General features: G+C 64.7%; 33 protein-coding genes and 2 tRNA genes. 16 read left to right on the top strand and 19 right to left on the bottom strand.

Going from position 1 to position 26,971, the window contains the following annotated elements; translation table 11 throughout:
• Positions 1-181 precede the first annotated feature (181 nt).
• The 3 genes from V7066_RS03065 to V7066_RS03055 all read right to left on the bottom strand — a co-directional run bounded on the left by V7066_RS03065 (position 182) and on the right by V7066_RS03055 (position 2,352).
• Entirely contained in the window at positions 182-1,090 is a 909-nt protein-coding gene (locus tag V7066_RS03065) for a nucleotidyltransferase and HEPN domain-containing protein (RefSeq protein WP_334181773.1), read from the bottom strand.
• Positions 1,091-1,147: 57 nt separating this feature from the next.
• Complete coding sequence (locus V7066_RS03060) at positions 1,148-1,393, bottom strand: RNA polymerase sigma factor (protein ID WP_334181772.1); 246 nt, start codon at positions 1,391-1,393, stop codon at positions 1,148-1,150.
• A 71-nt stretch (positions 1,394-1,464) separates the two neighbouring features.
• Positions 1,465-2,352, bottom strand: a complete 888-nt coding sequence (locus V7066_RS03055) for an ArdC family protein (protein ID WP_334181771.1) — start codon at positions 2,350-2,352, stop codon at positions 1,465-1,467.
• Positions 2,353-2,765: 413 nt separating this feature from the next.
• Here V7066_RS03055 and V7066_RS03050 point away from each other — a divergent pair, with 413 nt between their 5' ends.
• The gene (locus tag V7066_RS03050) at positions 2,766-2,936 is read left to right on the top strand and encodes a hypothetical protein (RefSeq protein WP_334181770.1); all 171 of its coding nucleotides are present in this window, start codon (positions 2,766-2,768) and stop codon (positions 2,934-2,936) included.
• Positions 2,937-3,515: 579 nt separating this feature from the next.
• On the opposite strand, the gene V7066_RS03045 is transcribed toward V7066_RS03050, so the two are convergent.
• A complete protein-coding gene (locus V7066_RS03045; RefSeq protein ID WP_334181769.1) occupies positions 3,516-3,866 on the bottom strand; it encodes a LysR substrate-binding domain-containing protein in 351 nt (116 codons plus the stop codon).
• On the opposite strand from V7066_RS03045, the gene V7066_RS03040 reads away from it, so the two are divergent.
• The 4 genes from V7066_RS03040 to V7066_RS03025 all read left to right on the top strand — a co-directional run bounded on the left by V7066_RS03040 (position 3,859) and on the right by V7066_RS03025 (position 6,148).
• Positions 3,859-4,257, top strand: a complete 399-nt coding sequence (locus V7066_RS03040) for an excalibur calcium-binding domain-containing protein (RefSeq protein ID WP_334181768.1) — start codon at positions 3,859-3,861, stop codon at positions 4,255-4,257. The genes V7066_RS03045 and V7066_RS03040 overlap by 8 nt on opposite strands.
• 348 nt (positions 4,258-4,605) lie before the next feature.
• Positions 4,606-5,187 carry a hypothetical protein gene (locus tag V7066_RS03035; RefSeq protein WP_334181767.1) on the top strand — a complete coding sequence of 194 codons (582 nt, stop codon included), beginning with the start codon at positions 4,606-4,608 and terminating at the stop codon, positions 5,185-5,187.
• A gap of 327 nt (positions 5,188-5,514) precedes the next feature.
• Positions 5,515-5,715 carry a helix-turn-helix transcriptional regulator gene (locus tag V7066_RS03030; protein WP_334181766.1) on the top strand — a complete coding sequence of 67 codons (201 nt, stop codon included), beginning with the start codon at positions 5,515-5,517 and terminating at the stop codon, positions 5,713-5,715.
• A gap of 106 nt (positions 5,716-5,821) precedes the next feature.
• The gene (locus tag V7066_RS03025) at positions 5,822-6,148 is read left to right on the top strand and encodes a hypothetical protein (RefSeq protein WP_334181765.1); all 327 of its coding nucleotides are present in this window, start codon (positions 5,822-5,824) and stop codon (positions 6,146-6,148) included.
• Between the two features lie 39 nt (positions 6,149-6,187).
• On the opposite strand, the gene V7066_RS03020 is transcribed toward V7066_RS03025, so the two are convergent.
• From V7066_RS03020 to V7066_RS03010, 3 genes are all read right to left on the bottom strand, one after another.
• Positions 6,188-6,796, bottom strand: coding sequence for a glutathione S-transferase (locus tag V7066_RS03020; RefSeq protein ID WP_334181963.1), 609 nt, complete (start codon positions 6,794-6,796; stop codon positions 6,188-6,190).
• Positions 6,786-7,784, bottom strand: coding sequence for an oxygen-dependent tRNA uridine(34) hydroxylase TrhO (gene trhO / locus V7066_RS03015; RefSeq protein WP_334181764.1), 999 nt, complete (start codon positions 7,782-7,784; stop codon positions 6,786-6,788). Before trhO ends, V7066_RS03020 begins: the two co-directional genes overlap by 11 nt.
• A gap of 135 nt (positions 7,785-7,919) precedes the next feature.
• Positions 7,920-9,830 (bottom strand): ribonucleoside-diphosphate reductase subunit alpha, encoded by a 1,911-nt coding sequence (locus V7066_RS03010; protein ID WP_334181962.1) that lies wholly within the window; start codon positions 9,828-9,830, stop codon positions 7,920-7,922.
• Between the two features lie 984 nt (positions 9,831-10,814).
• On the opposite strand from V7066_RS03010, the gene V7066_RS03005 reads away from it, so the two are divergent.
• From V7066_RS03005 to V7066_RS02995, 3 genes are read left to right on the top strand one after another with little or no spacing between them, the layout of a single operon-like run.
• Entirely contained in the window at positions 10,815-11,060 is a 246-nt protein-coding gene (locus tag V7066_RS03005; protein ID WP_334181763.1) for a GlsB/YeaQ/YmgE family stress response membrane protein, read from the top strand.
• 51 nt (positions 11,061-11,111) lie between these two features.
• Entirely contained in the window at positions 11,112-11,309 is a 198-nt protein-coding gene (locus V7066_RS03000) for a DUF4169 family protein (protein ID WP_334181762.1), read from the top strand.
• The gene (locus V7066_RS02995; RefSeq protein ID WP_334181761.1) at positions 11,309-11,515 is read left to right on the top strand and encodes a hypothetical protein; all 207 of its coding nucleotides are present in this window, start codon (positions 11,309-11,311) and stop codon (positions 11,513-11,515) included. The genes V7066_RS03000 and V7066_RS02995 overlap by 1 nt, the downstream gene beginning before the upstream one ends.
• Before the next feature lie 18 nt (positions 11,516-11,533).
• Here the strand turns inward: V7066_RS02995 and V7066_RS02990 are convergent, their stop codons facing one another.
• Together V7066_RS02990 and V7066_RS02985 are read right to left on the bottom strand one after the other, a co-directional pair.
• Positions 11,534-12,028, bottom strand: coding sequence for a hypothetical protein (locus V7066_RS02990; RefSeq protein ID WP_334181760.1), 495 nt, complete (start codon positions 12,026-12,028; stop codon positions 11,534-11,536).
• Positions 12,029-12,213: 185 nt separating this feature from the next.
• Positions 12,214-13,275 (bottom strand): L,D-transpeptidase family protein, encoded by a 1,062-nt coding sequence (locus V7066_RS02985; protein ID WP_334181759.1) that lies wholly within the window; start codon positions 13,273-13,275, stop codon positions 12,214-12,216.
• A 148-nt stretch (positions 13,276-13,423) separates the two neighbouring features.
• Here V7066_RS02985 and bioF point away from each other — a divergent pair, with 148 nt between their 5' ends.
• From bioF to V7066_RS02960, 5 genes are read left to right on the top strand one after another with little or no spacing between them, the layout of a single operon-like run.
• Positions 13,424-14,617 (top strand): 8-amino-7-oxononanoate synthase, encoded by a 1,194-nt coding sequence (bioF, locus tag V7066_RS02980; RefSeq protein ID WP_334181758.1) that lies wholly within the window; start codon positions 13,424-13,426, stop codon positions 14,615-14,617.
• Positions 14,614-15,234 carry an alpha/beta fold hydrolase gene (locus V7066_RS02975; RefSeq protein ID WP_334181757.1) on the top strand — a complete coding sequence of 207 codons (621 nt, stop codon included), beginning with the start codon at positions 14,614-14,616 and terminating at the stop codon, positions 15,232-15,234. Before bioF ends, V7066_RS02975 begins: the two co-directional genes overlap by 4 nt.
• Positions 15,231-15,980 carry a methyltransferase domain-containing protein gene (locus V7066_RS02970; RefSeq protein ID WP_334181756.1) on the top strand — a complete coding sequence of 250 codons (750 nt, stop codon included), beginning with the start codon at positions 15,231-15,233 and terminating at the stop codon, positions 15,978-15,980. Before V7066_RS02975 ends, V7066_RS02970 begins: the two co-directional genes overlap by 4 nt.
• The gene (gene bioD / locus V7066_RS02965; RefSeq protein WP_334181755.1) at positions 15,977-16,606 is read left to right on the top strand and encodes a dethiobiotin synthase; all 630 of its coding nucleotides are present in this window, start codon (positions 15,977-15,979) and stop codon (positions 16,604-16,606) included. The genes V7066_RS02970 and bioD overlap by 4 nt, the downstream gene beginning before the upstream one ends.
• On the top strand, positions 16,603-17,856 hold the full coding sequence (locus tag V7066_RS02960; protein WP_334181754.1) for an adenosylmethionine--8-amino-7-oxononanoate transaminase: 1,254 nt from the start codon (positions 16,603-16,605) through the stop codon (positions 17,854-17,856). The genes bioD and V7066_RS02960 overlap by 4 nt, the downstream gene beginning before the upstream one ends.
• Positions 17,857-18,071: 215 nt before the next feature.
• Here the strand turns inward: V7066_RS02960 and V7066_RS02955 are convergent.
• Together V7066_RS02955 and V7066_RS02950 are read right to left on the bottom strand one after the other, a co-directional pair.
• A tRNA-Gly gene (locus V7066_RS02955) sits at positions 18,072-18,146 on the bottom strand.
• Between the two features lie 47 nt (positions 18,147-18,193).
• Positions 18,194-18,268: transfer RNA gene (locus tag V7066_RS02950), tRNA-Gly, on the bottom strand.
• Positions 18,269-18,550: 282 nt separating this feature from the next.
• Here V7066_RS02950 and V7066_RS02945 point away from each other — a divergent pair.
• Complete coding sequence (locus tag V7066_RS02945) at positions 18,551-19,453, top strand: tetratricopeptide repeat protein (RefSeq protein ID WP_334181961.1); 903 nt, start codon at positions 18,551-18,553, stop codon at positions 19,451-19,453.
• Position 19,454: 1 nt separating this feature from the next.
• Positions 19,455-20,066 carry an LON peptidase substrate-binding domain-containing protein gene (locus V7066_RS02940; RefSeq protein WP_334181753.1) on the top strand — a complete coding sequence of 204 codons (612 nt, stop codon included), beginning with the start codon at positions 19,455-19,457 and terminating at the stop codon, positions 20,064-20,066.
• Between the two features lie 2 nt (positions 20,067-20,068).
• On the opposite strand, the gene V7066_RS02935 is transcribed toward V7066_RS02940, so the two are convergent.
• The 8 genes from V7066_RS02935 to V7066_RS02900 form a co-directional block, all read right to left on the bottom strand.
• Complete coding sequence (locus V7066_RS02935; protein WP_334181752.1) at positions 20,069-20,437, bottom strand: hypothetical protein; 369 nt, start codon at positions 20,435-20,437, stop codon at positions 20,069-20,071.
• A 67-nt stretch (positions 20,438-20,504) separates the two neighbouring features.
• Positions 20,505-21,140, bottom strand: coding sequence for a MarC family protein (locus V7066_RS02930; protein ID WP_334181751.1), 636 nt, complete (start codon positions 21,138-21,140; stop codon positions 20,505-20,507).
• A 23-nt stretch (positions 21,141-21,163) separates the two neighbouring features.
• Positions 21,164-21,901, bottom strand: coding sequence for a hypothetical protein (locus tag V7066_RS02925; protein ID WP_334181750.1), 738 nt, complete (start codon positions 21,899-21,901; stop codon positions 21,164-21,166).
• Positions 21,898-22,794, bottom strand: coding sequence for a bifunctional methylenetetrahydrofolate dehydrogenase/methenyltetrahydrofolate cyclohydrolase FolD (gene folD, locus V7066_RS02920; protein WP_334181749.1), 897 nt, complete (start codon positions 22,792-22,794; stop codon positions 21,898-21,900). The genes V7066_RS02925 and folD overlap by 4 nt, the downstream gene beginning before the upstream one ends.
• Before the next feature lies 1 nt (position 22,795).
• Positions 22,796-23,080: a YggT family protein gene (locus V7066_RS02915; protein ID WP_147216720.1), complete on the bottom strand. Its 285-nt coding sequence runs from the start codon at positions 23,078-23,080 to the stop codon at positions 22,796-22,798.
• Between the two features lie 171 nt (positions 23,081-23,251).
• Positions 23,252-23,803, bottom strand: a complete 552-nt coding sequence (locus V7066_RS02910) for a hypothetical protein (RefSeq protein ID WP_334181748.1) — start codon at positions 23,801-23,803, stop codon at positions 23,252-23,254.
• 46 nt (positions 23,804-23,849) lie between these two features.
• Positions 23,850-24,749, bottom strand: coding sequence for an acetylglutamate kinase (gene argB / locus V7066_RS02905; protein ID WP_334181747.1), 900 nt, complete (start codon positions 24,747-24,749; stop codon positions 23,850-23,852).
• 66 nt (positions 24,750-24,815) lie between these two features.
• A complete protein-coding gene (locus V7066_RS02900) occupies positions 24,816-25,493 on the bottom strand; it encodes a queuosine precursor transporter (protein ID WP_334181746.1) in 678 nt (225 codons plus the stop codon).
• Positions 25,494-25,596: 103 nt separating this feature from the next.
• Between V7066_RS02900 and V7066_RS02895 the strand changes: the two genes are divergently transcribed.
• Positions 25,597-26,937: a NupC/NupG family nucleoside CNT transporter gene (locus V7066_RS02895; RefSeq protein WP_334181745.1), complete on the top strand. Its 1,341-nt coding sequence runs from the start codon at positions 25,597-25,599 to the stop codon at positions 26,935-26,937.
• Positions 26,938-26,971: the final 34 nt, after the last annotated feature.

Here is a 26,971-nt window from a genome sequence, read left to right as displayed (position 1 = left end):
CGCTCGCAGGTGCCGCACATACTCCTTTCGGGGTGTAACCAGGCCGCCAAAGGAGAAGAATTTCAAGCAGCGAACCGATCGGATCACGCCGATTTTCGCAACGAAAACCTGACAGAGAAACGGCGTCGCCGGTCACGGCGACGCCCTGGATTCGGCGCTCGATTTGAAGGAACCAGCGCGCCTAGATGTGGCTGCCGTTCTTCCTCAGATGGGTCTCGCAGACCTCTTTCGTCAGCGCATGGAGCATTTCCACGCGCTGGACGACCCACTCCAGTTCGACGTCCCGGATCGTGTAGTAAGGCGAGTATCTTGCCTTGACGTAGGCTTGCTGGAGCAGCTCGAAACATCGCCGAGCGAACTTTGTGTCTCGCGGCCATACCGGGATCAGATCGCGGGCGATGTCCTCGCTCTTGTTCCGCAGAAACTCGATATTGTGCGATTTCGGACTGTAAAGCGTCAGCGTCAACAGGACGGCGTGATAGGCATGCTCTGTCGCCTGATGGAGCAGGAAAGCCGCGCGATTCTTGTACCCTTTCTTTATTGCATCATGAGAAAGATCCAGGAACTCGGCGGCACTCCCAAACCACTGCTTGTAGTTATGCTCGGCCTCCAGGAATGCCACCGCCGTATCCAGCGGCTTGGGCATCTCGAAGTGCTGCTCTTCGAGCGAGTAGAGAACCACGCCCTCGCGCACGACATCCATGAAAAAGGGACGGCTGCGCGAGAGCTGACCATTCACATCGGCCATGCTGTGGACCACCATGCCCACCGGCGCCGAGATGCGCTTGGCGATGCTCCATTCGCGCATCAAGTGATCCTGCGCACGGTGCCAATACTCCGGGTCGGCCAGCCGCTCGTCGTTGACGATCACGAGGATATCGTAATCGGAATAATACCCGCCCTCGTGATCCTCGATCCAGTTTCCCCGGGCGTAGGAGCCATAGAGAATGATCTGGGCGATCCGCCCTTCCCGCTTCCACTTCTGGGTGGAAAGCGCGCGTGCATCCTCGAATTCCGAAAAGATGATCTGCACCACGCGTTCGAGATCGTGGCGCTTGCGGTCGGGGAGATGGTCGAGATCGGTCTTCATGGGCTTGGCTCGACTGTGGGCGTAAGGGGTGGCACGTGCAAGGAAAAGACGGCGGGGCTAAACCCCGCCGCTCTCCTCCAGCATTCGGGTGATGGCGCCAATGGCCCTGCTCATCCGTTTCTCGATGTCCTTCACCGAACGGCCGGTGCGCCGGGCGATTTCCACATAGCTCATGTTGTCGATACGCACGGCAAGGAACACTTCACGATCCACGGCAGGCAGTGCTGCCATGACCGCTTCCAGCCGCTCCACCAGTCCGGGCGGCGGCTCCCCCAACGCTTCCAGATCGATGGCGTGGGGCAAGATCGGCTGCGCAGGAGGTACGCGAAGAGCGCCCCTGCCCCTGCGCCACCGCAGCGAAAAGCGAAGGCCTCTCATGCCGCTTCCTCCCCGAATGCGAGGAGGAAATCGGCCGCCTTGCTGGCGGCACTGGCCGCCCGGAAGATCGCCTTTTCATCGGCACGCAGAACCTCAAGCCAGGACCCGATATAGTCCGAATGCCGCACCGTCGGATGGATCCCGAGCGAGGCGCAAGCGAAGGCCGCCGTCATCTCCGCGACCAGTTCTTCCCTGGCGTACGAGGCCGATCCAAACCGCCCGGTATGATCCCGGTTCAAACGACTGGTATGCCCGCTCCAGTGCCCCAGCTCATGCAGTGCGGTGCGAAACCAGTTAACCGGTTCATGGAAGGCAGCCTGCGGCGGAACCTGCACATAGTCGTGCTTGGGGGAGTAATAGGCCTCATCCCCGCCAATCCGAAAATCTGCGCCGGTAGCGGCAATCAGCCGGTCGACCTCGGCAATCGCAAGAATCGGATCCGGCACCGTACCGGCCTCCTCGAACCGCTCTGGCAGCCCGTCGATCTGATCCAGATTGAAGACGACAAAGCGCTTGAGAAAGGCAATCGTCCTTACCTCCCGGTCCTCGCCGCGCGCCTTGTCCGCCTCGTCCTGGGGCGTGAAGCGATCGGCATAACAAATGACCGTCCCCTTCTCGCCGCGCCGGACATTCCCGCCAGCCTGCTGTGCCTGCCGGTAGGTCAACCAGCGTTGCGAAGCGAACTCGCGTTCGACCGCCTCGCACCACAGGATCAGGACATTGATCCCGGAATAGATCCGCCCGGACACCGCATTGCGCGGCATCATGCAGGGACACCGCGTGCTGTCCCACGGCCGCACCCAGGGAAGCCGCCCCTCTTCAAGCTCGGCGATGATGCGGGAAGTGACCTCTTCATACAGGCCAAGACGCTGAATCTGGCTCATTACCCTACTCCTTTCTTCAACCGCCAATGACCGGCGCCGGGGTGGCGGGGGGCGGCAGGAGCGGACCAAGAGCCTCGCCAGGATGGCGGGGTGCACCCGAAGGGCCGGAACGAAGAGGAGGACCTGGCAACGCCCAGGTTGCGGCGCGCCATGGCGGGGCTATCGGTCCGTGACGCCCCCCGTCACCCTGGAGCCGAGGCATACGCCGCCGGGCCGCAAGGCACGGCGACAACATCCGGCCCACCAGGCCGCCCCTGTCAGGGATCGTCACCCGTCAGGGACGAGACGCCGTAAGGCGGCTCGGTTGAGCGCAGCGAAATAGAGCCCGGCCGCGCGGCGCGCGGGACAGCCGGACTTCAATCTGGATTATCCACTCAATACAAATTCAGGCCCCTGCCCACGAAGGACGACCCATGTCGCGCTACTATCCTGCATGGAACGGTATCCAGGTTCTGCCCGAAGACCTCATCAGGTTTGCCTGGTCCGAACCGATGCACGACCTTGCCACCAAGATCGGCATGTCCGACGTGGGTCTCAGAAAACTGTTCGTCTCGATGGGCATCGTCCCCCCGCCCCAGGGCTAACGGTTGTCAACACACGCCGGTCCTTCGAGTGCCCTGAAGCATGCAAAAACAAGGTATGAAATTTGCTCCAGGACTCGAACTTCTGCCAATTTGTACAAAAATTTTTTTGGGGGCCTATCAGGGGGCTTACTAGGCTAGCCTAAAATATAAATCATTTTTATTCAGCATGTTAGACATGACTTTCGAGTCACGTAAGCGCACTACCTTGCCCTCTCAGATCGTCTCAAACGCTCACGCCCGGGAATCTTCTTAATCGCGGTCCACTACTCAAGTTTTTGCCAGCGATTGCCCAACGAGCATTACTCAACCCGATCTTCCATGGTCTGCCGGACAAGCCGGTCACGAAAATACTGCATCGCTGGCTCCATCTTGCGCGAATACAGCTTGGTCAGCCAGTAGAACCCCGTATCGACATCGACCGAAAAGGTTGGATCAGGCGCTCCCCCGCGATCTCGCGCATGAACATGGTCGCCGGCGCGAGAGCTTCACCAAGTCCCGCCATCGCCGCGCTCACATCGATACGGAGCTGTCGAATATCGGCCCGCGCAGGACGGGTGACGGGATACCTGCGAGATCGAACTAGGCGCGCCACTCATCGGGACCATACGACCGCAGCGACACTTCGTGATGCAGATCCTGCGGCGTTCTCAGGCGCCTCGCCACCGATGGACTGCACAACGGCGTCAGCGGCGCGCGCATGAGCTGTTCGGCATGAGCGCGATGCCACGCGCCATCGCCGAAGCGAATTGAATAAAGAAGCGCCTCGCCTGCCAGATCGACCCGGTTGTTATTAATCGACACGGAAAAGGCGATGTGCGGATGAGTGGCCGTAAAGCCTTCGAGCCGTTCAAGCAGCCACCCGGTCGCGAAAGTGTCCACTACGCCGATGTTCAGGATGTGCTGGCAGCCCAGGGAAAAAGCGATGCGCAAAGACAGGCCGTATCGCGCGGTGCCGATCCAGCACGGTCGGCAGTTCCGCCGGCGCCGACTTCTCCGGGACCGGCGCGTAACCATCGGCCGTATTGGCATGTGTTTAGCCCTGGCTGCGCTCGTCGGCGGGGGTGCCGGTTATCTCAGCGTGCAAGGTAGCAGCATCCGCGAACTCACGGCGCGCCTGCTGCCGGACAAGAGCTTCTCGGCGGGTGCCAACAGCTGGGTCTATTATGCCGATTACGATCAGGCTCGCGCCGCAGGCCGAGCGCCGATCCAGGACACCGAGCCGGGCTACCGCGCCGAGCTCGATGCCGACGGTGACGGCACCGCCTGCAAGCTCTATCCCGGTCATCGTTCGCATCGCCGGAGATCGCGCTTCCTGTTCTAAGCCCGCTACGAGGTCGGCACGCCACAACGCACTGCCGAAGCGCCGCGCGATCCGCCCCGCCCAGTCAGTCCTTGGCCTAAGGATTCTCGTCTGTTATCCTGTGAGGGCGCTGCGCAAAGGGCAGCGCCGGGACTGGTAATCCCGCACACGAAGCAAGCTCGGAAAACAGGGTTTTCCGGGGTGCCGTCGCGCATGTCCAAACCTTCGGGTGAAAGGCGGCGGCGCATGACGTGTGCATGTTACCAGCTCCGGCGGCTCCCGCGCGTTAGCGTGCGGGAGTTCGGGACCGGTCCGCATGGTCCTTTAGCCTTCCGCAACCCCGCCCTGATGCGGACCCGGAGGTGCTAAATGAACAGCCTTGTTCCTGCGACTTCACCCGATGAAACGGCCGCCGTTGCGGCGGCGCTCAGTTCCCTGCCCCGCGACAATTCTGCGCTCGCAGCGCTGTGGAAGATCTACGGCGCCGAACCAGTGCGACTGGTCCGCACCCAGGAAGGCCGCAAGCTCAGCCTCGCACGATACGCCCGCGCCGAGGAATTCATGGGCAGCCTGGCGCCCGATGCGCCCGGGGGCTGGCCCGAGTTCCTCTATTCGACCGGCATCGTCGTGCAGCTCGCGCTGTCCGCGCATCTACTCGATGTCGGTTTTCCGGACAGCTGGTGCGCCCGCTACATCAGCCTCAATGTCGACCGTTCGCTTGCTTACGCCAACGTCACCGCGTTCGGCTACGATTGCGCCGAGACCGCGCGGCTGATTCAGGTGCTGGCGCCCTATTGGAAATGGAACCGCCGCCACTTCATGGACGGCAAGCATCCCGACGACGGCGGCTTCACCCCCGACGAGGTGCGGATGCTGGTCGGCGGGCTCGTCGATCACGTCTGCCATGTCACCGGGCATGCCCCCTCGCGCCGGCGAGTTATGCCGTCCTGACTTCGCCCTCGGCGCAGGTGATCGACGACGACCGAAGGCTCGGCCAGAGGAGCGCGCCCGAGCGTTCGGTCGTCTTAAATGCGGGAAAATCGCGAAGCACTGCATGCGCTGAGGTGGCATGAGACGCGAACACCGAAATCGCCGGTCCGATGCAGAAATTTTTTTGTGTCCACGAGTGTCCCGTGATGTCCCATGCGGTTCATCCTGAGGAATTCTGTCCGGCAATATCCAATAAACGCCAATTAGCGCCCTTGCGACAGGTGTAATTTAGCCCAATCTTGTTCATCGGCCGGCCAGTCCACCTCATCAAACCGGAGGACGTGCCACATGAACATGATGCCCCCAGATCGTTTTCTGCGCCTCAATGCCGTGCTCGACCGCACGGGCCTGTCCCGCGCACGGCTCTACCGCCGGGTCAAGACCGGAACCTTCCCGGCGCCGGTCCGCATTGCTGTGCGGTGCTGCGGCTGGCGGGAGAGCGCCGTCACCCAATGGATGAACAATCAGATATCCAATTCCAATGATTGATTTCCCGCGCCGCTCCGGAAGCGCGCTCGGCCTTAAGGACCTCTTTTGAACGTATCGTCACTTTCGACAAATCGAAAAAAGCAGCTTCTAAATGGAAAGGATAAGTATGTTCGAGATCCTGCCCCTTGAGCTCCACGGGCCCTGGTTCGTCCGAGTAATCGAAAACAAGGTTGCCGTCGGAGTGTTCTGTTGCTCTGAGAGTGAGCTCGCTGACCTGATTGACGAGTCTACAGATCCCCACGGATGCGAATACAAGTTGCTGCCATCGGGCGGATTCATATTTGGAGGCACGCCCGTTCTCCATCTGCCCGAGGATGAAAGTAGGGATGCCATGATGGCAGAATCGTATCTTACCGAAGGCTGGTACGAGGTGTATGAAAGCGATGGGACCTGGAGCCGCGTCTACACCCCAGACTTCGACAACGACGATTAGATCACGTACAAAAACGTCTTGTGTCCGTATTTATAATAGTCAGCTTCCATGCTGCCACAACGGTGTGCGGAACATAATTGCCCGGAACAAGGGTGATGCCAGATGATCGGTTAACCACCCTTGCAAGCGGGGCAAGCACTGTTCTGCAAACCAGTCTGGATCCGTCGCGGCGAACTGCCGAACAAAGGGCATGATCGCCGCGTCGGTTATTCCACGTGTCGCGCCGCAAAGCTGATGACTCTCCCCCAGCCGCGCATCGAGTTCGCGTAGAAAGGCGAGGCCGCTCTCTCGGTGGGCGACGGCATCGCTGCCGTGACGCTCGGGGTATTTGTAGCGATCGAGATCGTGTTTGAACGAACCGTCATTGGCCGCGATCAACGCTGCGTCGTCGCGAGCGAGCCAGTCTTCAGGATCGTTGCGTTCCAAGGCCCAACGCATGATGTCGAGGCTCTGGTCTATCACTGTACCATCGGGCAGCACCAGAACCGGCACCGTTCCCTTGGGCGAAGCTTCCAGCATCTCCGCCGGCTTGGCCGAGAGCTTCACCTCGCGCAGTTCGCAAGCCGTGCCGCTCACCAGCAGCGCCAGCCGCGCCCGCATTGCATAAGGGCAGCGGCGGAAGCTGTAGAGGATGGGATCAGTCGGCATCGGTATCGGCGGCATTCTCCGGCCTGCGCGCTGCACCGACATGGAGTTCTCCGCGTGCTGCCGCGAGCGCTTCCTGGCGGTGGCGTTCGCGATAGGAGGCGCGCTGCTCGTCGCTGCGCTCGTGGTGGCAAGCCGGGCAGCTGACGCCTTCCTCGTAGAGCGGCGAGACCTGATCCTCGGCGTTCACCGGGCGGCGACAGGCGTGGCACAGCGCATGGCTGCCCTGCACCAGGCCGTGACCGATGGTGACGCGCTGGTCGAACACGAAGCACTCGCCTTGCCACAGACTCTCTTCCTCGGGCACCGTTTCCAGGTACTTGAGGATGCCGCCCTTGAGGTGGAAGACTTCCTCCACGCCTTCCTGCTTGAGGAACGCGGTCGACTTCTCGCAGCGAATGCCGCCGGTGCAGAACATCGCGACTTTCGGCGGCTTTCCACCTTCCCGCCCGGCCGCCAGCAGCTTCTCGCGCTCGGTGCGGAACCACTCGGGGAAGTCGCGGAACGTCGCGGTTTGCGGGTCGATGGCGCCAGCAAACGTGCCGACCGCCACTTCGTAGTCGTTGCGGGTGTCGATCACGATCGTATCGGGATCGGAGATCAGCGCGTTCCAGTCCTGCGGCTCGACATAGGTGCCGACCACCGAGAGCGGATCGATATCGGGCTGCCCCATCGTCACGATCTCGCGCTTGAGGCGGACTTTCATGCGGTGGAACGGCATATCCTGAGCGCCCGAAAGCTTCACGTCCACGTCGGCGCAGCCCGGCAATGCCCGGACATGAGCGAGCAGGCGCGCGATGCCTTCGTGGCTGCCGGCAACCGTGCCGTTGATGCCCTCGGCCGCGAGCAGCAAGGTGCCCTTGATGCCTTCTTCCTCGCAGAGTGCCAGAAGCGGCGCGCGCAGCGCGGCGAAATCCGCGAAACGGGTGAACTGATAGAGTGCCGCGACGCATATCGCGGCATGGCCGACGCTATCGCCGGTGGGGGTCATGGGAGCACAGCCATTTTGCATGGCGCGGCCCTTAGCGCGGAATCGCGGAAAAATGAATGCCGCGCAGGCAAGAAGAAACCCCGGCAAGCTCGGCTCACCGGGGTCTCCGTAAAATCGTGACTTCCAATCAGCCTGTTACTGACAGGCCAGGCACTCGTCGTAGTCGGTGGTCTCGCCGATCTCGAACTTGGGCGCTTCGGGGGTGTTGTCCGCCTCGACACCGCCGCCGCCCGCGAAGCCCGCGCGCTGCACCGACTTCGAGCGCAGGTAGTAGAGCGACTTGATGCCCTTCTCCCAGGCCTGGAAGTGCAGCATCATCAGGTCCCACTTGTCGACGTCGGCCGGAATGAACAGGTTCAGCGACTGCGCCTGGTCGATATAGGGCGTGCGGTCGGCCGCGAATTCGAGCAGCCAGCGCTGGTCGATCTCGAAGCTGGTCTTGTAGACCGCCTTCTCGTCCGGCGTCAGGAAGTCGAGGTGCTGGACCGAGCCGCCGTGCTCCAGGATCGAATTCCATACGTTGTTGGAATCCTTGCTCTTCGAGGCAAGCAGCTTTTCCAGGTACGGGTTCTTCACCACGAACGAGCCCGAGAGCGTCTTGTGGGTGTAGATGTTCGCCGGGATCGGCTCGATGCAGGCCGAAGTGCCGCCGCAGATAATCGAGATCGACGCGGTGGGCGCGATCGCCATCTTGCAGCTGAAGCGCTGCATCACGCCCATGTCGGCCGCATCCGGGCAGGCACCGCGTTCCTGCGCGAGCATGAGCGAGGCCTCGTCCGCCTTGGCGGCGATGTGCTGGAACATCTGCATGTTCAGCGCCTTGGCCATCGCGCTCTCGAAGGCGATTCCGCGCTTCTGGAGGTACGAGTGGTAGCCCATGACGCCCATGCCGACCGAACGTTCACGCGCGGCGGAATAGCGGGCGCGGGCCATCTCGTCCGGCGCGCGGTCGATATAGTCCTGGAGGACGTTGTCGAGAAAGCGCAGCACGTCTTCGACGAAGCGCTTCTCGCCCTTCCACTCTTCCCAGGTTTCCAGGTTGAGCGAGGAGAGGCAGCACACGGCGGTACGGTCGTTGCCGAGGTGGTCGCGGCCGGTCGGCAGAGTGATTTCCGAGCAAAGGTTCGAGGTCGAGACCTTGAGGCCGAGATCGCGGTGATGCTTGGGCATCGTGCGGTTCACGGTGTCGGAGAACACCAGGTAAGGCTCACCGGTGGCGAGGCGGACCTCGACCAGTTTCTGGAACAGCGAGCGGGCGTGGACGGTGCCGCGCACCGAACCGTCCTTGGGGCTCTTGAGGTCGAAGTCCTTGCCGTCACGGACGGCTTCCATGAACTCGTCGGTCAGCAGCACGCCGTGGTGCAGGTTGAGCGCCTTGCGGTTGAAGTCACCCGAAGTCTTGCGGATCTCGAGGAACTCCTCGATCTCGGGGTGCGAGACGTCGAGATAGCAGGCTGCCGAACCGCGACGCAGCGAACCCTGCGAAATCGCGAGAGTCAGCGAATCCATCACGCGCACGAACGGGATGATGCCGCTGGTCTTGCCGTTGAGGCCGACCGGCTCACCGATGCCGCGCACGTTGCCCCAGTAGGTGCCGATGCCGCCGCCGCGCGAAGCGAGCCAGACGTTCTCGTTCCAGGTGGAGACGATGCCTTCGAGGCTGTCGTCCACCGAGTTGAGGTAGCACGAGATGGGAAGACCGCGCCCGGTGCCGCCGTTCGAGAGAACGGGGGTGGCAGGCATGAACCACAGCTTGGAGATGTAGTCGTAGAGACGCTGGGCGTGCTCCTGATCGTCCGCATAGGCATCGGCCACGCGGGCGAAGAGGTCCTGATACTTCTCGCCGGGCAGCAGGTAGCGGTCGTCGAGCGTTTCCTTGCCGAAGTCGGTCAGCAGCGCATCACGCGAATCGTCGGTGACGATGGTGAAGCGGCGCGCGTTGATCGTCTTCGAATCGGGACGCGCCTTTGCTTCGGGAGCAGCAGTAACGGCCGCCAGCATGGCGTCGGCCACAAGAGCGGCCGTAGCGGTATCGGTCTTGTCCATCGCGATCGCCGGGCTCTCGCCCGCCTCCTTTTCCTTTTTCGCCGCTACCTTTTTTACGGTTTTCGCCTTTTCGGCGACCTTTTCAGGCTTAACCGTTTCAATCGTAGGGGCCGGAGCCCGCGGCGTCGTCTCGAAACCGGGCATTTCAACCTGCCCATCATCCTGAATCATATCTGCCTGCATTACGTCGGAGCTGTTCACGTCAGCGTCGCTTCCGTTCCTGAAATCCAATTGCGCCCCCCGATTGCTCGAAATCTGCTTAAAGCCGCCCGTTTTTCCCGACCCGTTTCCGGATCATGTCATCGAAGCGCCAAAAAGCGCGTTCAGCATTGCACCAGGTCCGGCCCAACCATTCGACGCCCGTCCCGATTCGTCGACCGACGCACCGCAGACGGACACCAAAACTGATCACGAAATTCCTGACCGACCCTGGCGCGCGCTGCTCGCAAGATGCTCCGGACACCGGAAAACCGCCTTTCGGGCCACCTGACTGCCCAAGGACGATTTCTCTAGGTCTAGATGCCCCGCGATCGACGCGCCACAACCCATAGTGCCTGTTCTGAAATTTGACGCAAGGGGGCAGGCCTTGTGGAAGAGCCCGGCAAGTCTTGCCCCTTTACAGCCGAAGGGGTCTCGCGACGCGTGGGAACTCCTTCATCCCGCTCTTGCGCAAGGGGCTATTTCGAGAGCCATGCTAAAAATTTTTCCACATAAAACGGCGGTGAAACGAATCCCGTTTACGACGAAACGAGTCGCCGGATTTGCGGACATTCCCCCTCTGTCGAGACACTTGATCGGCGTTTCCCCATTCTTCGGCCCCGGTTCTCCGGATGGAAGCCGATCCGGCGAATCCCGGCCCGCTTCCCGTCGGGCACGGTACGCCTTTCGACGAGACCCGATTGCAACCCGCGCCCTGCTCACGACTTTAGGACGCGCAGCCTCCCCTACCCGGCTCCCGTCCGGCCCGAAGGATTTCGACAAGACATGATCAACATCATCAGTGCCATCATCAGCGGTTTCCTGATCGGCGTGCTGGCGCGCTATATCTATCCCGGCGCCGTGCCGATGAACTGGATCGCGACGATCCTGCTCGGCATCGGCGGCTCGCTTCTGGCCGGTCTCGTCACCACGCGCGGGCAGGGCGACTTCCAGCGGGCCGGATGCCTGGCCTCGATCATCGGCGCCATCGCGCTGATCTTCATCGGGCGTGCCCTCGGCATCGGAATGTAACTGACAGCCGCGCTCTTCCACTCACAGAGCCGGCGGGGTAACAAGGCCGCCATGGCCGAGATCATCAACCTCCGCATGGCCCGCAAGGCCAAGGCGCGCGATGCCGACAAGCATCAGGCGGACGCCAATCGCGCGCGCCATGGCCGCACCAAAGCCGAGCGCAGCGCAACCGAGGCCGAAGCCGCGCGCCTCACCCGCACGGTAGAGGGCGCCAGACGCGAGCATCCCGAAGCGGAAGGGCAAGACTGATGCGCACCACCTATCTCGACGCCACCGTGCGCCTCTACCACCTTGATTCCGGACCGGACGGGGGCGCAGCCAGCACCCTGTTCTACGGCACCCTGTCGGAAGCGATGGACATGGCCGCCCGTCAGCCGGAAGACGTGCAGGACGGCCTGTTCATCGCCACCGATAATGACGTGGTGGCCTACCTCGATCTCATAGAGGGCTGGTAGGCCGCCGCCGTCGACCGATCAGAACCGGGCCTGGAGACCCGCGGCCAGATAGTGGTCGCCGAAATTGCCCTTCACGTCGATCCGGGGCAGCAGCGGCATCGATACGGTGCCGTATGCCCGCACGTTATCGCCGATCAGGCGCGCACCGACGCCGAAGCCCAGCGAGGTCGGCAGGCGGTACATCGCCTCCACCTTGCCGAAGATCTTGGTCCCCGAGTTATCGCACTTGCCGTCCGAGACGCGGTCGCCGCTGGACTTGCTGAAGCACTGCGAATCCTGGTTGAAATAGCCGGGGTGGTCGCGGTGGTGGAAGAACACGCCGGCGCCCGGCGTGATGCTGAAGCCGCCGTCCGAGATCACCGGCACGCCCACCGCGAGTTCACCGCCCCAGTCCCCTTCCGCCCGTGCCACATTGGCCTCGGCCGTCACTTGCGCGGCGGCCGGTGCGGCGGCGGCGAAAAGAGCAGCCGGAACGGCTACGATCGCAAGGGCAAGGGTGGGGCGGAATTTCATGGCAGGTCCTTGATTTATGACAGCGGATTTTGCCTAGCGAGGACTAGGATTCCCGCGGGGTAGAGCACAAGATGGGCGGATTCGATCCGTCCCGGCCAAGGCTCTGTCCATCCCGCCAGCCTTAGCGCGGCGTTTACCAGGCTTGTCGAGTTCGTTTGAAAATTCGCTGAAGGCGAATTTCGCGACTAAGCCTGAAACACCACCTTCGTGCCCGCCGAGACCATCTGTGCCAGTCGTGCCGCGTCCCAGTTCGTCAGACGTACGCAGCCATGGCTCTCGGTCTTGCCGATGTTCTGCGGCTCGGGCGTGCCGTGGATGCCGTAATGCTCCTTGGAAAGATCGAGCCAGACCACGCCGACCGGGCCGTTCGGCCCCGGCGGCAGCAACTTGTCCTTGGCGTTCTTCTTTGCGTCCCAGAACAGGTCGGGATTGAAGTGATAGTCCGGATTGCGCGCCTCGCCGACGATCTTCCAGGTGCCGAGCGGCAGCGGATCGTGGCCGCTGCCGGTGGTGACCGGGAACTGCGCGATCAGCTTGCCGCCCGCGTCGTAGGCCCTGAGGGCACCATCCGACTTGTCGACGACGATATGGTCCGCCTTGGGCTGCTCGGCTGCAACGCCAAGGCTTTGCAGGGTCTTCGCCCAGCCGGTCTTGTCGTCGGGAATGTCGGCGAGAGCGGCGTCGGGGATATTCGGCACCCGGATCGTGCGCCCCGCCCCGAGCACCGTTCCCGGCCCGTTGAGCGCCAGCAGAGTCTCCGGCGTCGTGTGGAAGCGTTCGGCCAAAGCCTCTGACAAAGTGCGATAGCCAAGACGGTCGAACTTCGCCTGGCCCGCCATGTCCTTGGGCAAGTCGGGCACGAGAGGTCCGCGCGCGAAGGCAGCGGGAATGACGACACGGCGCGTGGCGGGCTCCTTGCCGGCAAGGAGCGCCTGCTGCGTCGCCGGATCGAGCTTGCCGCTCGTCGGTAGCCCGCGCGCTTCCTGGAAGCCGCGCAACGCCAGTGCATAAGACGCGCCCTCGCGCCCGTCGATCACGCCCGAAGTGAAGCCCTGCCGGTCCAGCGCGACTTGCGCGCGCAAGACGATACTGTCGGCTGCTTCGGCCTGCCCGCCGCCGGGCGCGGACGCGAAGGCTAAGGGATCGCTCGACTTCGCAGGCGCCTGCCCTTCTCCTGCGCCGTTCTCGCCGGAATGGCAGGCGGACAGCAGCAAGACGGCAGCGAGGGAAAGCGGCAGGGAACGCATCGGGCGGGCATCCTTCGATTTTTTCGTTTCTCCTCCAACGCACGAAAGGCCCGGCGGCTTCCCCGCACGCCGTGAAATCGATGGGTTACGGTTTCTTCTGCCCACTCCCCATTGTGCCGGCAGGCCGCTTGCCATACCGGCTGGCGGGATGAGCAGGCTCGATTCCTTCTTCGCAGCGGCACTCGATCGAATCGACCGCGCCGGACAACGCCGCACCTTGCGCCCCGCCGCACTCCAAGACGGGGGCCGCGTCCGCCGCGACGGACGCGAATTGATCGACTTTTCCAGCAACGACTATCTCGGCCTTGCCCGCCATCCCCTGCTGATCGAGCGCGCCCGCGCCTGGACCGAGGCCCACGGCACCGGCTCCGGCGCCTCGCGGCTGGTGACGGGGACCAGCGCGGCCCATCTCGCGATCGAAGCGCGCATTGCCCGGTTCAAGCATGCCGAAGCCGCGCTCGTCTTCGCCAGCGGCTGGCAGGCGAATGCAGCGGTGATCCCTGCCCTGATTGCCGCCGTGCCCAACTCCGCTTCTCCCAACTCCGCTTCTCAGGGCGCAGCCGTCTTCACCGACCGGCTGATCCACGCCTCCATGCATGCAGGCCTCGCCATTTCCGGCACCCGCCAGCACCGCTTCCGCCACAACGATCTCGATCATCTGGAGGAACTGCTCTCCACCAAGGGCGCCGAAGCCCCCGCCCGGCTGATCCTGACCGAAAGCGTGTTCTCGATGGACGGCGACCGCGCCGACATCGCCCGCCTGGCGGAGATCGCTGCCCGCCATGACGCCTTCCTCTTCGTCGACGAGGCCCATGCCACCGGCGTGCTCGGCCCCGACGGCGCGGGCCTCTCGGCGAAAGTGCCCGGCGGGATCGACCTGATCATGGGCACCTTCAGCAAGGCGCTGGGCGGTTTCGGCGCCTATGTCGCCGGATCGCAGGTCATGATCGACTACCTCGTCAATGCGGCGAGCGGCTTCATCTTCACCACCGCGCCCCCGCCCGCCGTGCTAGGCGCCATCGATGCCGCGCTCGATCTCGTACCGGGGATGGACGCCGAGCGTGCCCACCTTGCCGCGCTGGGCGAGCGGCTGCGCTCCGGACTCGCCACGCTGGGCATCGATCACGGCGCATCGAGCACGCAGATCGTCCCCGCCGTGATCGGCGCGGAAACCGCCGCGCTCGACCTCTCGCGCAAGCTGGAGGAACGCGGACTGCTCGCCTCCGCGATCCGCCCGCCCACGGTACCACCCGGCACCAGCCGCCTGCGCCTGGCGCTGCGGGCAACCCATGCGCCGAGCGATATCGACACTCTGCTGAACGCGATCGAGGCCTGCCGGTGAAACTGCTCTTCGCCCATGGCTGGGGCTTCGACCGGACATTCTGGACGCCGCTGGCAGATCTCTTGTCCGACCTGCCGGTGGAGATCGACGATCGCGGCTACTTCGGCAGGCCAAGGGCCCTGACCGTGGAAGGCCCCTGCCTCGCGATAACCCATTCCTTCGGCACCATGCGCGTGCTCACCGACCCGCCCGAGGATCTCGTCGGCGTGCTCGCGATCAACGGTTTCGAGCGTTTCTCCGCACGTCCGGGCCATCCCGGCGTGCCGGTCCGCGTGCTCGACCGCATGCTGCGGCGCTTCGGCGAAGACCCGCGCGCCGTGCTCGCGGAATTCCGCCGCCAATGCGGCGCAGACGCGGATTTCGGCGAGATCGATGCCCCCCTGCTGCACGGCGACCTCGTGCGGCTGCGCGACGAGGAAGCGCCAACTTCCTCCGTTCCCATCGTCTCGCTCCAAGCCGCGAACGATCCGCTCCTGCCCGACGCGATGCGAACGCAGACGTTCCGGAATGCATCCGTGCGCCGGATCGAGTGCGCAACGGGCAGCCACCTGCTGCCGCTCGAAGCGCCGGAATTCTGCGCACAGGCGGTGCGCGAAACAATCGAGGCTCTGGCATGAACGCGCCTCGCGAGCGCGTCAGCCGCGCCTTTGCCGCCGCTCCCGACTACGACGGCCACGCCCGCATCCAGCGCGAGGTCGCGCAGGCCCTCGCGGCCCGGATCGCCGCGCTCGACTTGCCCGACAAGCCGCGCGTGCTGGAGATCGGCTGCGGCACCGGCTTCCTTACGCAGGCCCTTGCCGGGCTTGGCGGCGACTGGCTCGTCACCGATCTCTCGCCCGAAATGCTGGAACGCTGCCGCAGTCGTCTGGGCGACAGCGCGCAGCACCGCTTTGCCGTGCTCGACGGCGAATACGGCAAGCCCGAAGATGGGCCGTTCGACCTGATCTGCTCCAGCCTCGCCGTGCAGTGGTTCGACGATGCCCCCGCCGCCCTTTCGCGCATGGCGGAATGGCTAGCGCCGGGCGGACACCTGATGGTGACGACACTCGGTCCCAACAGCTTCGCCGAATGGCGCGCCGCGCACGAGGCGGAAGGTCTCGAACCTGGCACCCCCCGCTTCGCAGGCGTCGCGGCCTTCGGAGACCACGTCCACGCGGTCGAGAACCTTGTCGAGCACCATGCAAACCCGCTGGCCTTTCTCCACGCGCTCAAGGCCATTGGCGCCCAGACCGCCGAGGCCAGCCACCGCCCGCTTTCCCCCGGCCAGCTTCGCCGCGTCATGGCGAGATTCGCCCAAAGCGGATGCAACGTGACTTACGAAGTCGTCACCTGCCACTTACACCGAGAATCGAGCCCTTCATGAGACCTCTTATCGTCACCGGAACCGATACCGAGATCGGCAAGACCGTCTTCGCCGCCGCGCTCGCGGGCGCCCTCGGCGCGCATTACTGGAAGCCGGTCCAGGCGGGCCTTGAGGAAGACGGCGGCGATGGCGACCGCGTCGGCCGCCTGTCCGGCCTGCCCGCCAGCCATATCCTGCCCGAGGCCTATAGGCTGACCACACCCTGCTCACCGCACCTCGCCGCCGAGATCGACGGGGTTGATATCGATCCCGAGCGCCTCGCCCTGCCGCAAGTCGACGGTCCGCTGGTCGTCGAAGGCGCAGGCGGCGTCCTCGTCCCGCTCACCCGCACGATGACTTATGCCGACCAGTTCGCGCGCTGGAACGCGCCGGTCGTGCTGGTGGCGCGCACGATGCTCGGCACGATCAACCATTCGCTGCTTTCCATCGAGGCGCTCCGCGCACGCGGCGTCGAAGTACTGGGCGTGGCTTTCGTCGGCGATCCGGTGGAGGACAGCGAAGCGACGATCTGCGCCATGGGCCAGGTCCGCCGCCTCGGCCGCCTGCCCCGCCTCGCCTCCCTGACACCCGAGAACCTGGCCGGGGCCTTCGCCGAAAACTTCCATATCGAGGACTTCAGGGCATGACATCATCGGTCTGGCACCCCTTCACGCAGCACGGCCTGAAGGAGCCGGTTCCGCTCGTCACCCATGCCGAGGGCGCCTTGCTCCACACGGCAGACGGCAGAGCCGTGGTGGACGCCGTTTCCTCGTGGTGGGTGACGACGCACGGCCATTCCCATCCGCGCATCAAGGCGGCAATTGCGGAACAGGCGCAAAAGCTGGACCAGATCATCTTCGCTGGATGGACGCACGAACCCGCCGAACAGGTCGCCGCAGGCCTGCGCGCCATCATGCCGGAAAGCCTGACACGGGTTTTCTTCTCCGATTCGGGATCGACCAGCGTGGAAGTCGCGCTGAAAATGGCGCTCGGCTACTGGCACTGGCGAGGAGAAAATCGCCACCGCATCGTCGTGATGGAGCACTCCTACCACGGCGACACCATCGGTGCGATGTCCGTGGGCGAGCGCGGGGTGTTCAACCAGCCCTACGATCCGCTGCTGTTCGATGTCGGCCGCATTCCTTTCCCCGCAGCAGGCGCCGAGCAGGCCGCGCTGGACGCACTCGAAGCGCTCTGCCGCCAGCCGGACACCGCTGCATTGATCGTCGAGCCGCTGCTCCTCGGAGCGGGCGGCATGCTGGTCTATCCGCCCGAAACGCTGGCGGCGATGCACGCGATCTGCGCGCGGTACGGCGTACTGTTCATCGCCGACGAAGTGATGACCGCCTGGGGCCGCACCGGCACCCTGCTCGCCTGCGAGCAGGCCGGGATCGTCCCGGACATCCTCTGCCTCTCCAAGGGGCTGACCGGCGGCGCGGTGCCGCTCGCGGTCACCATGGCCAGCGAGCCGATCTTCGAGGCGCACTACTCCCCCGACCGCGCGCGGATGTTCTTCCATTCCTCCAGCTACACGGCCAACCCGATCGCCTGCGCCGCCGCCGCCGCGAACCTGGCGATCTGGCGCGAGGAACCGGTGCTGGACCGCATCGCCGCGCTGGCCGGGAAGCAGGCGACGTGGATCGAGAAGCTCGGCAAGTTCTGCCACTTCGACAATCCCCGCACGATCGGCACGATCGCGGCACTGGACCTCAGAACCAGCGGCACCAGCGGCTATATGAGTGACCTTGCGCCGCGCCTCATGGCGTTCTTCCGCGAACGGGATGTGCTGCTGCGGCCGCTGGGGAACACCGTCTATGTCATGCCGCCCTACTGCATCACCGACGATCAACTCGGGCAGGTGTGGAATGCGATCGGGGAAGCGGTGATTTCGTTCTAAGAACAAAGGGAACAGCAGGGGCCATCGCCCCTGCATCCCGTTGCTGTCGAGGCCGCGCCCTGCACACTCCGTCTCGCGCCCCAAGGCTGCGTCGGGAGACATGATGGCTGCGCCGCAGGAAACGCAAAACGCCTCGCGATAGAGCGCGCGCCTCTGGATATTCGCGTAGTGCGAATATCAGGTTTCGGTGTGTCTGGATTTCCACGGAAGGAAACTGGAGCGGGCGAAGGGATTCGAACCCTCGACCCCAACCTTGGCAAGGTTGTGCTCTACCCCTGAGCTACGCCCGCTCTGGCGTTTCGGAGACTTCCGGCGAACCGGGAGTCCCTATGTGAACTGGAGCGGGCGAAGGGATTCGAACCCTCGACCCCAACCTTGGCAAGGTTGTGCTCTACCCCTGAGCTACGCCCGCTCTGACGTTCGAGACCTGCTGGTTTGTCCGGCAGGTCCGGGGTGGAGGCGCGCCACTAGCAGTGACCTTTGGGGCCTGCAAGAGGAAAATCGAAAGAATTTTCAAAATCCCGTAATATCGGGTTTTTCCAGGTGAGCGGAGCTGCGCGGGCCGCACCGGCCTTCTCGGCGGAAGCGAACCAAAACCGACAACCACCCTTCACAAACCCGTCCCGAAGGACGATCTAGGGTGCCATTCGTTTTTTACGCCATTCGATTTACGGGAGCACGTATCTTGGCCAGCATGGGTCTCAACCTCGACGAACAGAAGGCCGTCGACCGGTTCCGCAAGACGGTGGCCGAACCGTCGATGACGCAGTTGGTGATTCTCGATTTCTGGGCCGAATGGTGCGGCCCCTGCAAGGCGCTGACGCCGGTGCTGGAAAAGGTCGCCGCCGAATATGCCGACAAGGGCGTGATCCTCGCCAAGGTCAATGTCGATGAAGAGCAGTTCATCGCCTCGCAGTTCCAGGTGCGCTCGATCCCTACGGTCTATGCGATCTTCCAGGGCCAGCCGGTGGCCGACCTGACCAATGCCCGCACCGAATCGCAGCTCAAGCAGACGCTGGACCAGCTGCTTTCGCAGCTTCCCATTCAGCCGGGCGGCGCCGAGCCGCAGCAGGACCTCGCGCCGCTGATCGCCATGGGCGAGGAAGCCCTGTCCGAAGGCGATGGCGAACGCGCCGCCGCGATCTTCATGCAGATCCTCGAACTGGCGCCGGAAAACGCCGAAGTCATTGCCGGCTTCGTGCGCGCGCTGGTGCTGGCCGGACGCATTGACGAAGCCGAGCAGGTGCTCGCCGGCCTCGAACCCGCGCTTGCCGCCGATCCGCTCGTCGAACGCGCCCGTTCGGCGCTGACGCTCGCCAAGGACAAGCCGGAGGACAGCGAACTCGCCGCCCTGCGCGCCGCCGCCGCCGAACGTCCCGCCGACATGGACGCGCAGCTGGCTTTCGCCAACGCCGCTTTCGCTGCGGGTGAGCGCGATGCCGCCGCCGACACGCTGCTGCGCATGGTCGCTGCCGACCGCGAATGGAACGAGGGCGCCGCGCGCGCCAAGCTTCTGCAGATCTTCGAGGCGACCGGCCTGGAGGACCCGTGGGTCTCGGCGACCCGCCGCAAGCTCTCCACCGTCCTGTTCGGCTGACGTGGCGCGAATCACCATCTTTCCGCTCCCGGGCGCGGTGCTCTATCCGGGGCTGCAATTGCCGCTCCATATCTTCGAGCCCCGCTACCGGGCGATGGTGAGCGATGCCCTCGCCCGCGACCGGCGCATCGGCATGATCCAGCCGCAGCGCCCGGTCGAGGGCGCGCCGCTGTTCTCGATCGGCTGCCTCGGCCGCATCGGAGATGTCGAGGCGCTCGAAGACGGGCGCTTCAACATCGTGCTGACCGGCGAATCACGGTTTCGCGTGACCCGCGAACTCGACGTGACGACGCCGTTCCGGCAGATCGAGGCCGAACTCCTGATCGAGCGCGAGGATGAAGTGCTCGCCCCCATCGAGCGCGCCAGCTTCGAGCGCGAGGCGAAGCGCTTCGCCGATGCGCAGGGCTATGCGGTGGACTGGGACCAGGTCGGCCGGCTCGACGACATGGCGCTGATCAACGGCGTCTCGCAGATCGCCCCGTTCGACGCCGCCGCCAAGCAGGCCCTGCTCGAAGCCGAAAGCCTGCCCGCCCGCTGCGAGTTGCTGGTGCAACTCATGCAGTTCTTCGGCCGCCACTCGGACGACGATGACGACGGCGTGACCCTGCAATAAACTCAGCGACCGCCGCCGGGCGCACCGGCAAGGCTGTCGAGCGCGCGAGCGCGCATGTCCAGTTCGCGCGCTTCCGACGCGGAAAGCCCGTCGCTGCCGTAGCGCGCTGCCATCGCGCGGATCATGCGCCCCTCCTTGCGCAATGCCTTGGCCTGTTGCCGGGAAAGTCTTCCGGATTTGCGCCCCTCGCGAATCGTGCGCTCGGGCTGGCGCAAGTCCAGCCGATAACGCGCGTCATCCGCCTCGCTTCGGGCGTGATGGTCAGGCAGGCCATTGTCGCCGGAAGGAAGAGGTCCGACGATCTGGGCGTTGGCGGCAGTGACGGTGAGGAGCAGTGCTCCGGCGGAACAGGCAGACAGCAAGCGGAGCATCGCACCCTCCTCTGGCGGAGAAGGGTGAGACTGGCTCAAACCGCTGAACCTGCGATGAATTCCGCCGCTATTGCAGCAGGACCGTCTTCACCCCGTCGATCACGTACTGCGCGGCCAGCGCCGCCAGCAGCACACCGAGAAGGCGCGTGATCACCGCCTCCACCTTGTCGCCCAGCACCCGCATCAGCGGCCCGGCAGCGGCAAGCGCGGCGAAGCTCAGCGCCATCACGGCGATCATCGCCGCCAGCACCGCGAGTGTCTGCTCCATCCCGTGTGCGCGCGAGGTCAGCAGCATGATCGTCGCGATCGAGCCAGGTCCGGCCAGCATCGGCATCGCCATCGGGAACACCGAGACGTCATCCACTTCGGGCGTCTCGGCATGGTGGGCGATGATCTTCTCGGCCCGTTCCTCGCGGCGCTGCGTGCGCTTTTCGAAGACCATGTCGATGGCGATCATGAACAGCATGATGCCGCCCGCAATGCGGAAGGCGTTGAGTTCGATATGCAGCGCGCCCAGCAGCCGCGCACCGAACAGCGCGAAGACCACGAGGATGGCGGTCGCGATCATGCAGGCGCGCGCGGCCATGGAGATCGCCTGCGAGCGGCTCGCGTCTGCCGAAAGCCCGGCATAGATCGGTGCGCAGCCCGGCGGATCGATCACCACGAACAGCGTGACGAAGGCGCTGAGGAAGATTTCATACATGCGCGTTTTTGCCCCTTGGCCCCTTATTGCGCCTTGGGCGCCGCTACGTCGCTACGTAGCACTTCGGTCATCGTCCCGTTCTTCAGCAGCGAGACCGACAGCGAACGCGAATGGTCCGCATTGACGTGATAGCTCCAGCGCAAGGTGCCGTCCTTCGAGCGCCCCTTGCCGTCCATGCCCGGCGCCGTCTTCGGGGCCTTGCCCTCGACCACCAGGGCCTCGGGCTCCGACCGTTCGCCGGGGCGGGCGCAATCGGCGACCGAGGCGGAGAGCGTGTCGGAATTCGGCACCGCCTGCGCCGGCGGCAGTGTGTCGCCCTGGTCGAGCACCCAGCGATAGTCGCCCTTCTTGCGCCGCTGCCAGATCGTCGTGAAATAGCCGACCGAGCCGTCCGGCTGCTGCCAGCCGCCCTTGGTGACACCCAGAGTGCCGTCGCAGCTCATCCAGACTTGCGAGGCCTGCCACTGCACCGGCGCAGCCGGTTCCTTGCGGCCGCTGAGCCAGTCCCTGGCGCGCACCGGCTCGGGCACGAACATGACCGCCTCATCGTCGGCGAATTCGTCGAAGGCCTTCCACTGGCCCTTCTCGCGCGCCGTCCGCGCAAAGGCGATCTCGGCCGCGACAAGGGCGCTGGGATTGGCGGTGCCGACACCGGGGGCATATTCCGGACGGCGCCTGGCATCGGCCGGGCCGGCGGCAAGCGCCAGAATGGCGATCCCGCCGGCGAAGGCTGTCAGGCGCCGGGCCGGAACTCGGCTCAAAGCGCGGTCTCGTCCAGCGCAAGACCGGCGTTGCGATGGGCCGCGACCACCGTGTTGCGCAGCAGGACGGCGATGGTCATCGGCCCGACACCGCCCGGAACCGGGGTGATGGCGCCCGCGACCGCGGCGGCCGAAGCGAAATCGACATCGCCTACCAGCCTGGTCTTGCCTTCCTCAGCAGCGGGAACGCGGTTGATGCCCACGTCGATCACAGTCGCGCCGGGCTTGAGCCAGTCACCCTTGACCATCTCCGGACGGCCGACGGCGGCCACCACGATATCGGCACGGCGCACGACTTCGGGCAGGTCCTTGGTGCGGCTATGCGCAACGGTGACGGTGCAGCTCTCGGCGATCAGCAGTTGCGCCATCGGCTTGCCGACGATGTTCGAGCGACCGATCACCACGGCATCGAGGCCGGACAGCGAACCCAGCTTGTCCTTCAGCAACATCACGCAGCCCAGCGGCGTGCAGGGCACGAAGCCCGGCAGGCCGGTGGCGAGACGCCCTACATTGACGACATGGAAGCCGTCCACGTCCTTGTCGGGATTGATGGTGGCGATGACCTTCTGCTCGTTCATGTGCGACGGCAGCGGCAGCTGGACGAGGATGCCGTCCACCGCCGGGTCGGCGTTGAGCTGCTCGACCACGGCCAGCAGGTCCGCTTCCGAAGTCTCGGCGGGCAGCTTGTGCTCGAAGCTCTCCATGCCTGCGGCCAGGGTCTGCTTGCCCTTGTTGCGGACATAGACCTGGCTGGCCGGGTCCTCGCCCACGAGCACGACCGCGAGCCCTGCCTTGCGGCCGGCCTTCGCTTCGAAATCGGCGGCGACGGCGGCGATGCGGGTGCGCAGGCCCTCGGCGAAGGCCTTTCCGTCGATGATGTTTGCGGCGCTCATGTCAGGCATAGGCCATCGGCTGGAGGATCATGATGATCACGTTGAGGCTGATGATCAGCACCATCGGCGAGAAGTCGATTCCGCCGGTATTGGGCATGATCCGCCGGATCGGGCCGAGGATCGGATCGAGCAGCGCATTGAGCGCGCGCCAGATCGCCTCGACGAAGCGGTTGTGCAGGTTCACCACGTTGAAGGAGATCAGCAGGCTGAGCACGAACTGGACGAGCACGAGCGTGGTCAGGATCTGCACGAGGTAGATAAGGGCGTTGATCACACCGCCGAGCATGGGCGTGGGGCCTTTCTGAGGAATGAAGCCTGCGCCTGATAGCCGAGGCAAGGCGGGTGGAGCAAGCGCGGGAACGGAGCCGGACAGTTCCGGCAACGCTCGGTTACAGAGCCGCAGGGCGAGAAGGCCGGTGCCGCAACGAAAATGCCAGAAACGGCATTTTCCAAACCATCAACGCGTGACGGTGGACATCCGCTCGATACGCCAGTTCAGCTGCTGCTCGCTGGCGCCGGGCACATCGTTCACGCGGCGCAGGACGATGCTGCCGCGCCGTGCCGGTCGGCCATCGGCAAAATCGAGCACGACCGGCGCCTCGTAGTAGATCGAACCGGCGGCCGTGCTGGTATCGCCCCGGCCCAGCGCGATCCGGGGCCCGGCATCGCCGCCGAATTCCTCGGCCAGACGGTTCGGCGTCATCTGCGCGTCGAGGGTCCAGGCCTTGGCGGCATCGTCCCAGTCGCCGATGCGCAGGGCATTGATGTAATAGCGCAGGACCCGCTCGGGATCGCGGCGCTCGCCCAGCGCGGTCTGGTCGAGCTGGGCCGCGAGGCCGCTCTGGGCGGCTTCGGACGCATCTCCGCTGGGCTCTTCCGAGGCGGCGATGGCCTCGCTTGCCGCTGCCGTCGCATCGCTGCTGGGCTCGGCTATCGGTTCCTGGTTGCATGCGGCGAGCAGGAGGGCGACGGCCGAAACGGCACTGGCGATGACGACGGTATTACGCATTGGGCTTGAAACGCCTTTCAGCCGGATAGTTCCTCTTGCAGGTCGTTCAGCCCGCCCGGATCAGCGTGCCTGCACCTTCCTGCGTGAATATTTCCAACAGCATGGCATGGGAAACCCGCCCGTCAAGCACGACGGCGGCTTCGCAGCCCGCCTCGACCGCATGGATGCAGGTTTCGAGCTTGGGGATCATGCCGCCCGTGATCGTGCCGTCCTGCTGGAGTTTGACGATGTCGGAAGGGGTCAGGTCGGTCAGCAGTTCGCCCTGCTTGTCGAGCACGCCGCGCACGTCGGTGAGCAGGAACAGGCGCGAGGCGCCGAGCGCCGCGGCGACGGCACCGGCCATCGTATCGGCATTGATGTTGTAGGTCTGGCCGTCCTCGCCCGGCGCGATCGGAGCGATGACCGGGATCATGCCCGCCGCCGAGATCGTCTCGATCACGCTGGTGTCGATCTTCGCGGGCTCGCCCACGAAACCGAGATCGACGACGCGCTCGATATTGCTGTCCGGGTCCTTGGCGGTGCGCTGCACCTTGCTCGCGGTAACGAGGCCGCCGTCCTTGCCGGAAATGCCCATGGCCTTGCCGCCGGCTCCGGCGATCCAGCCGACGATTTCCTTGTTGATGACGCCCGAGAGCACCATCTCGGCGACTTTCGCCGTCTCCTTGTCGGTGACGCGAAGTCCATCCACGAAGCGCGATTCGACGCCCATGGTCTTGAGCATGGCGCCGATCTGCGGGCCGCCGCCGTGGACGACCACGGGGTTGATGCCCACGGCCTTGAGCAGGACCACGTCTTCCGCGAAATCGCGCGCCAGTTCGGGATCGCCCATGGCATGGCCGCCGTACTTCACGACGAACGTGCGACCGGCATAACGCTGCAAATAGGGCAGCGCATCGACGAGCGTCTCGGCTTTCGAGAGCATGGCGGGATCGTGCGGAATCGGCATGGGGCGCTATTAGCCCCCCTGCTCAGAATTTAAAGCCAGTTTCCCGCACAAGACCGCCAAATTATTTCACGCTCCGTCGAGTTTCCGGCCGAGCTTCACGAAGAGCCAGATGAACGGCGGCACCATGATCGTCGAGAGCACCAGCTTGGCGATGATCTGTCCGCCCATGATGTCCCAGATCGGCAAGACGCCCGCGAAGGAGATCGTGATGAAGATCAGCGTGTCCACGACTTGCGACAGCAGGCTGGCGATCCAGGCCCGCAGCATCAGCATCCGCCCTTCGCTTCCGGCGGAAAGCCGCGCGAACACCGTGACATTGAGGGTCTGCGACACGCCGTAGGACACGAGGCCCGCGAACTGCATGCGTGCACCTTGGCCCAGCAGGCGGGCATAGGCCTCCTGGTCGTCCCAGAACGGAGCAGGCGGGACGACGTGGATCACCAGCGTCAACAGGCACATGGAGACGATCAGCGGGATGAACCCGAAGCGCACGAGGCGATTGGCGACCTTCGTGCCGTGCAGTTCCGCCACCGCGCTCGACAGCACGACAAGCAGCAGAAACGCGAAGATTCCGGATTCGACGGCGAGGTCGCCCAGCACCGGCCAGTTGCCGAGATAGGCGATCTTGATGCCCAGGACGCCCGCCAGAACGACCAGCCCGCCATAGAGCGTGGAGAAGACGAACATGGAGCGGGGAATGAGAATCGCGCGTGACTGCGCGCTTGCCGGGGCTTGCGGTTCCATGGCGATGCTCTAACGGGCTTGGAACAATTGCACTAGCCGTCACGAATGCGCCCCTTTAGGTTTGCGCACAGATTCAGCACGTATTTTCGGAGAAATGGGCACGATGCACGTCGCCTACAGCCTGCTCGGCATCGTTCTCATCATGGTCGCCGCCTTTCTGCTCTCCACCGATCGCCGGGCGATCCGGCTGCGCGTGGTCGGTGCGGCCTTTGCCCTTCAGGCGGGTCTTGCCGCGCTCGTGCTCTACGTTCCGCTGGGCAAGGACCTGCTCGGCGGCGCTGCCTCGGGCGTGGAAAGCCTGCTCGGCTATGCCCACGCCGGTGTCGACTTCCTGTTCGGCCCGCTCGCCAGTCCCGAGATCGGCGGCCACAGCTTCGCCATCTCCGCCCTGCCGGTGATCATCTTCTTCGCCTCGCTGATCTCGATCCTCTACTACCTCAAGATCATGCCGCTGGTGGTCCGCTGGATCGGCGGCGGGCTGGAGAAGCTGACCGGCATTAGCAAGGTCGAGAGCCTCTGCGCGGCCTCGAACATCTTCGTCGGCCAGAGCGAAGCGCCCTTGGTGATCCGCCCCTACCTCGCCGCACTCAATCCCTCGCAGCTGTTCTGCGTGATGAGCGTGGGCCTCGCAGGCGTCGCCGGAACGATCCTGGCCGCCTATGCCTCGATGGGCATCCGCATCGACTACCTCGTCGCCGCCGCCTTCATGTCGGCACCGGGCGGCATCTTCATGGCGAAGATGATCATGCCCGATCCGCGACCTGTCCCCGTCGAGACCGTCGCGGGTGAGGAAGCGGACGTGCACGAAGGCACCCTGCCCCCGGCAGGCGCCGCCGCCGCCGCGCTGAACCGCGCCGACGTCACCCACCTGCCCGGCGTCCACGTCGACGAGCCGGAAGCCGTCGAGCACGAGGAAGAAAAGCCCGCCAACATCATCATGGCCGCCTCGCAGGGCGCCCAGACCGGCGTGAAGCTGGCGGTGGCGGTGGGCGCCATGGTGCTCGCTTTCGTGGCGCTGATCGCGCTGGCCAACGGCCTCGTCGGCTGGATCGGCGGCCTGTTCGGCTTTGCCGGCGTAACCTTCCAGGGCCTGCTCGGCTATATCTTCGCCCCGGTCTTCTATCTGCTCGCCACGCCAGACTGGCACGAAGCGATGCAGGCCGGCAGCCTGTTCGGCAGCAAGATCGTGCTGAACGAATTCGTGGCCTTCATCGATCTCGGCCAGATGACCGCGCTGTCCCCGCGCACCGTTGCCGTCGTCACCTTTGCCCTGTGCGGGTTTGCGAACTTCTCGTCGATCGCCATCCAGATGGCGGTGACCGGCAGCCTCGCTCCGAACCAGCGCCCCATCATCGCCCGCCTCGGCGTCCGCGCGCTCTGCGCGGGCAGCCTCTCGAACCTGATGAGCGCCGCGCTGGCCGGCCTGTTCCTCGGCCTGGCTTGATCCGGACTTAGCGCCGGGCGCCCAGCGACAAGCT

Origin of the sequence: Novosphingobium sp., from assembly GCF_036820275.1 — a bacterium.
Lineage (GTDB): Bacteria > Pseudomonadota > Alphaproteobacteria > Sphingomonadales > Sphingomonadaceae > Novosphingobium.
The sequence above is the reverse complement of the archived record's forward strand: the minus strand, read 5'-3'. Positions and strand labels throughout refer to the sequence as shown.